The sequence below is a fragment of the Peptostreptococcus sp. MV1 genome (genome assembly GCF_000758885.1).
GTDB lineage: Bacteria > Bacillota > Clostridia > Peptostreptococcales > Peptostreptococcaceae > Peptostreptococcus.
In genome coordinates this window covers 1-6078 of the sequence record NZ_JRNB01000022.1, presented here as the reverse complement: position 1 = coordinate 6078, position 6078 = coordinate 1, and the positions used below count along the sequence as shown (strand labels likewise).

The 6078-nt window shown below is 31.0% G+C and carries 4 protein-coding genes and 1 pseudogene; all 5 read left to right on the top strand.

What is annotated here, in order from left to right; all coding sequences use genetic code 11:
- On the top strand, positions 1 to 959 hold a 959-nt coding region (locus tag HMPREF1639_RS02130), incomplete at its 5' end, for a DUF4368 domain-containing protein (RefSeq protein WP_036762788.1).
- Positions 960 to 1101: 142 nt separating this feature from the next.
- The gene (locus tag HMPREF1639_RS02125) at positions 1102 to 1698 is read left to right on the top strand and encodes a TetR/AcrR family transcriptional regulator (RefSeq protein ID WP_036762783.1); all 597 of its coding nucleotides are present in this window, start codon (positions 1102 to 1104) and stop codon (positions 1696 to 1698) included.
- A 23-nt stretch (positions 1699 to 1721) separates the two neighbouring features.
- A complete protein-coding gene (locus tag HMPREF1639_RS02120) occupies positions 1722 to 4196 on the top strand; it encodes a PEP/pyruvate-binding domain-containing protein (protein WP_036762781.1) in 2475 nt (824 codons plus the stop codon).
- Between the two features lies 1 nt (position 4197).
- On the top strand, positions 4198 to 5580 hold the full coding sequence (locus HMPREF1639_RS02115; RefSeq protein ID WP_036762786.1) for an MATE family efflux transporter: 1383 nt from the start codon (positions 4198 to 4200) through the stop codon (positions 5578 to 5580).
- Positions 5581 to 5867: 287 nt separating this feature from the next.
- Positions 5868 to 6078 (top strand): annotated as a pseudogene (locus HMPREF1639_RS02110) (sigma-70 family RNA polymerase sigma factor); the annotation flags it as partial.

Here is a 6078-nt window from a genome sequence, read left to right as displayed (position 1 = left end):
AAGAAACCTTTGATAATGTGCAAAGGATAAGAGGAAATGTAAAAAGGTATCCTGACGGTTGGGGAGAATATCACCCACTCACAGGACTAATGTATTGTGCAGATTGTGGGAGCAAGATGTATGTTCATAGAACAAGCAATTATAAGAATATTCCCTATTACACTTGCAGTGCCTATACTAAAACACCATGTGGCACACTTTGTCCATCAGCACACAGAATAAAAGCAGAAGCGGTCTTAAACCTTATTAGGGAAACACTAAAAGATATTAAAAAATACCTTGATGAAGATAATGAAGCCTTTATCCGTTCCATTCAAAATGAAATGGAAGAAAAGGAAAAAATAGAGATAGAAAAGAAACGCACAAGGCTTATTGACAGCAAAGGAAGATTACAGGAATTAGAAAGACTGATGTGTCGTATCTATGAAGATATGATCCTTAACAAAATACCAAATAGCAGATATGAAATACTAAATAACCAATATGAAACGGAGCAGATAACTTTAAGTAAAGAAATTAAGGATTTGGAGCAGCAGGTATCAAGATATGAAAAAGAAACAGACAGAGCTAAAAAATTTATATCTCTTATCAGTCGTTATGAAAACTTTGATGAACTTACAACCACAATGATAAATGAGTTTGTAGAAAAGATTGTCGTACATGAAAGAGATAGAAAAGGAAGTCAGACATCAAAGCAAAAGATAGAAATTTACTTTAATTTCATAGGCAATTATGAACTGCCACAGGCGGAGTTAAGTGATGAAGAAAAACAAAAACTTGAGGAAGAAGAAAGAAAAATAAAGGAAAGAAAAGACAAGCTACATCAAAATTACCTGAAACGAAAAGCAAGCGGAAAACAGAAAGAGTATGAAGATAAATATAAGGCAAGAAGGGAGCAGAAGAAACAGGAGAAATTAAAGGTTCTAAAAAGAGTTGGGATACCATTATATGAAATGTAGAGTTTTTTAACTGAATAATATATCCAAGGTCAATGAATATAAAATGAAATATTCATTGACTTTTAAATTTGTGGGTGTTATAATATCTATGAATAAAAAATGAAAAATTCACAGGTTGGTTTGAGAAGTTTGGAGGTTAAAAATGGCAAAGGCATTTACAGAAGAAGAAAAGATAAAAATCAAAGAAGATATTATGGAAACTGCTCTTGATTTATTTCATGATAAAGGTACGAAATCACTTAGTATTTCGGAATTGACAAAAAGAGTAGGGATAGCACAAGGAAGTTTCTATAATTTTTGGAAAGACAAAGAATCTCTTATCATCGATTTAATGGCATATAGGTCAATACAAAAATTGGAAAACATTGAAAGAGAATTTTCAAATTCACTCACGAATCCTAAAAAATTCCTTTCAGATGTAATTTATAAGTATTCGATAGATATGACTGAGAAAATTAAAACTCAGCCAATTTATCAAGAGGCATTTAGAATATTTGCAAGTCAAGATTCAAAGAAAGTGAATAGAGTAGAAAATCTATATGGTGATTTTTTGGATAGGTTAATAGATTATTGGTACAAAAATAATGTAGTAAAAAGCGTAGATAAGCAAGGCTTATCAAATGCCTTTGTTGGCAGCTTCGTTCTATGTTCAAATTATTTCCATTTTAATAAAGATACCTTTGAAGAAGTGCTTAATATTTATATACAAAGCATTGTTTTTAAATACATAGAAATTTAATTGTATAAGGGAAGGTGATAGCAATGATTCTGGATTTTAATGAGATAAAAAAGGAAGATGTATTAGTTGCTGGAGGTAAGGGTGCTAATCTTGGAGAAATGACTTCTGCTAAAATAAATGTTCCAAGTGGATTTGTTATAACAGTAGACGCATATAGAGATTTTTTAAAAGTAAATGGGATTGATATTCTCATTGAAAATGGAATTAAAAACTCAGTAGATGATGAAAGAAAACTTCTAAATGAAGCTGAGCATTTTAGAGGAAAGATAAAGTCTGGAAAATTTCCTGAAAGGTTAGAGAATGCAATAAGAGAAAAATATTTTAATCTTGGAAATAATACAAGAGTTGCAGTGCGTTCTTCAGCAACGGCAGAAGATTTGCCAGATGCCAGTTTTGCAGGGCAACAAGAAACTTATTTAAATGTTCAAGGTATTGAAAGTGTATTGAATGCAGTGCGTAATTGTTATGCTTCACTTTGGGGGAATAGAGCTGTAAGCTATAGATTTCATCAAGGTTATGATCAAACTTCAATTTCTATTGCAGTTGTTATTCAAGAAATGATAGAGAGTGAAAAATCAGGCGTTTTATTTACCGTAAATCCAGTAAACAAAAAAGAAAATGAAATGCAAATAAATGCAAGCTTTGGATTAGGAGAAAGCGTTGTAAGCGGAAGAGTTACAGCTGATAGCTACATTATTGACAAATCAGGGAAAATAGCCCAAGTAAATATTGGAAGCAAGGAAACACAGATTATATATGGGGATAAGGAAACTGTTGAAGTAGCAGTAAGCTCTGATAAAAGAAAAACTCGTGCATTAAATGATAGAGAAATACTTGAACTTATGAAGTGTGGTTTAGAGATTGAAAAACACTATCGCATGCCTATGGATATTGAATGGGCAATCAAAAATGATATTGTATATATTTTACAGGCGAGAGCGATTACCACATTAAAAAATTCTGAAAATGATATAACTGGCAATGATTTAATAGAGAAGTATACAAAGGGTAAAAAAATCAAAAAGGATACACGAGAAGTAATGTCATTCTTATTAGAAAAAATGCCTTTTGCATATAGAGTCCTTGATTTCGATTATTTGATGGCAATCAATGATCAGAAATTAAACATTTTATCAGAAGGTGGGATTATTTTACCAAGAAATCCAATTATAGATGATGATGGTATACAAACTTTTTCTGATGAAGGAAAGCGAATTGGAAAGAATATTTTCAAAATGTTTAATATCTTAAAGAACATGAAAGATTTTGAGTTTTGTTATAAGAAGTGCAAAGATTTTATGAATATATATGAAACTGAAATAGAAGAAATGGGGCACTTAAATTTTGAAAATATGACATTAACGGAGTGTGGAAATTTTTTAGAAGAAAGTTATGCTCTTTTGCAAAAGCTTACTTATGATAGATTTAAGTATGCCGTATTTCCATCAGTATTAAATAGCAAGAAATTTACCAAAATAATAAAAAAAGTAAATAGCAATTACTCATCGTTTGATTTTTATTGGGACTTAGATAATAAAACATCGGTGATTACAAATGATGTTTATGCAATGGCTTGTGAGATAAGAAAAAATGAAGCTTTAAAAAGAGCGATAATTTCCGGAGATAATTTTAAGGAATTATATAAAAAGTATAATGATTTTAAGAATATAACAGATGAATTTATGAAAGATAATGGCTTTAAATCTGATTATAACTGTTATTGTTTATCTGCAAAAACATTTCTCGAAGATCCTGATAGGCTGACAAATATATTACGACCTATATTAAATGAAAATAGTAATGAAAGTAAAGATATAAAGGATTTTTCTAAGCTTATGGAGAGTATAGAGGGAATCTATGGTAAAAAGTATCAGGATATAGAAAAACAGATAAAATATTTTAGATATTTTCATGTGGTTCGTGAAGAAAGTCAATATTTGTGGGAAACACTATTTTATTATGTCAGAAAGTGTGTTAAAAGAATTAACTTTATACTCTTGGGTGATGAAAACATAGAAATAGGAGTGGCTAATCTTTTTCATAAAGAATTGCTTAAAGCAATTAACAGAGGTAGTTTAAATGAATCAGATAAGGAAAAAACAAATAGGAGAAACGAAAAATTTCCTTTAGCAGTGAAAGTATGGGAAGCTTCAAAGTTATTGATTTTTAAAACGGATGGTGATGTCTTAAAAGGAGTAAGTGGAAGCACTGGAATTGCAGTTGGAAAGGTGTGTTTAATAAATAGTCCCAAAGAATTTTATAAAATGAAAAAAGGAGACATATTAGTTTGTCATCTTACAGATCCTGAGTGGACGCCATTATTTAAGCTGGCGAGTGCTGTTGTGGCAGATACAGGTTCTGCTTTGAGCCATGCTGCAATTGTTGCAAGAGAATATAATATACCGGCAGTTCTTGGAGTTGGTTTTGCAACGACCAAATTCAAAGATGGAGATACCATACAAGTAGATGGTAATACCGGCGAGGTCAAAGGTTGCTGATATGAAATCAAAAAATCAAATAGATCAAAAAGAATTGAGAAGGCAAAAGATTTTAAGTGAACCACTTTTACCTTTGATAGTAAAAATGTCTGTTCCAACAATTGTTGGTATGCTAATCATGGTTATTTATAATTTGACAGACACATTTTTTGTCGGACTTTTAAATGATAAATCGATGACAGCTGCTATTGGTGTTGTTTTTAGCTTTGTGAGTATTATTCAGGCTATTGGGTTTTGGTTTGGATATGGCAGTGGGAATATTATGTCTAAAAAACTTGGAGAACAAGATGAGGAAGAGGCAATAATTATTTCTTCAATCGGAATAGTATTTTCTATTATAAGTGGATTTTTAATAGCTATAATGTCATGGATTTTTATATCTGACTTGACAAAGTTCATTGGTGGGAATGCTTCTGTTAACTTATTTAAATTTACTACTCAGTATTTAAAGGTGATTATAATAAGCGTTCCATTTAGTCTGTATTCAATTACTATTTATAATCAATTACGACTTTGTGGAAATGTAAAAGATGGAATGATAGGTTTACTTTTAGGAATGTTTAGCAATATGATTCTTGATCCTGTATTTATGTTTATATTCAAGTTTGGGTTTGTTGGAGCTGGATATGCAACTTTGACAGGTCAAATAATTGCGTGTATTGCACTTACTATGTTGGCAAAAGGAAATGGTAATATTCCTGTTTCTTTGAAAAATGTCAAATGTAGTAAAGAACGCATATACCATATTCTTGTAGGAGGAATGCCTAACTTTTCAAGGCAAGCAATTACAAGTGTTTCTCTCATTTTATTGAATAGAGTTGCAGCAAACTTTGGGGACAGTATTATTGCGGCTTTAACCGTTAGTTCAAGAATAGTTGCCATAGCTTATATGATTATGATTGGATGGGGGCAAGGGTTTCAACCTATTTGTGCAATGAATTATGGTGCAAAAAAATATGGCAGAGTTAGATCAGCATTTAATTTGACAGTTGTTGTTGGAACTATATTTTTGACTATATCAGCAGTGGTGCTATATATTTTTTCGGAACATTTTGTTATTGCAATGTCTAAAGATAGTGAAGTTATTTCTATAGGAGTGCAAATACTTAGAATGCAATGTATAACAATTCCGTTGTTAGCCTATTATGCGATAAGTAGTATGTTGATGCAAAACATAGGTAAATATTTTTGGTCGTTGATAATTTCGATTTCAAGGCAAGGTATTTTCTACATCCCTCTTTTATATTTACTTACTAATTTATATGAGAAGTTTGGGATATATTTATTGCAACCTGTTTCTGATGTGCTGTCATTTGCTTTGGCTGTTTTTATAGTTTGTAAAGTGAAATTTACCTGTTATAAGCTTAAAAAAGATAATATTTAAGGTTTACAGAATATTTATTTAGGAGGGGAAAAATATGTAACTAAGCAATGGAGGGATAATTATGTCAAAACTTATAGCTTCGGTTTTCACAGAACGATATAATTATCCTTTTTTATGCTTGGAATTGCTTAAACATAGCAATAATACTTTACCAGAAACAACAAAATAGAAAATTATATAAAACATTAGTTTTTAAGCCGAGAGGACATTTTACGCCAAAGTGTAGAAGTCCTCCTTTTTTATTCTCAAAAAGCGAAACAGAGAACTTAAAAAAGGAGGATAACTAAGTGGCAAAAGAATATTACCTTTATGTAAAAGGCAAAGCCGTACCTGTAAGTGAAGAAGTATACAAAGCCTACTGGAAGATAACAGAGCATGAAAAATATCTTTACAGGAAAGATAGAGAACACTGCGTATTACCTTTTTCGTCTTTTGATTATGACGGACACTTTGTAGATAACATCATAGATGAAAAAATAGACTTAGAAAAAATTGTAG